The 412-nt window shown below is 37.7% G+C and carries 1 pseudogene; it reads right to left on the bottom strand.

Features of this window, described 5'->3' with window-relative positions:
• Positions 1-384 (bottom strand): annotated as a pseudogene (locus RVS70_RS22830) (rhodanese-like domain-containing protein); the annotation flags it as partial.
• Positions 385-412: the final 28 nt, after the last annotated feature.

Raw genomic sequence — 412 nt, forward strand, 5'->3', positions numbered from 1 at the left:
ATGTATGACAGGCAGCCTTTACCGATTCGAACAAACTGATACATCTCACCGCCATCTTTTAAATCCCCGACTTTTACCGGCTCTAAATGTTCGCTCCATGCTTTCATTCCACCCTTAAGATAGGATACAGAATGACCTGCTTCAGAAAGCATTTCGGATACCATGACGGATGAAACTTCTTTTGCACAAACGACCAGCACTTCTTTATAAGAANGAATTTTCTCCAAGATATCTTCTACGCCATCTAAAAGATCGAAATACGGTACATTTAAATAGTCAAAACAATGTCCTTCGATCTTCCAATCGTTAAAGTCTTTTTCATTACGCACATCCAGAATAAATAAAGATTCTTTGTTAAAGATTTTTTGTGTGACTTCTTTTGCGGTAAGTGCTTGAACGGTCATGTTTACAT

The organism is Virgibacillus sp. M23, from assembly GCF_034190895.1.
GTDB lineage: Bacteria > Bacillota > Bacilli > Bacillales > Amphibacillaceae > Virgibacillus > Virgibacillus salarius.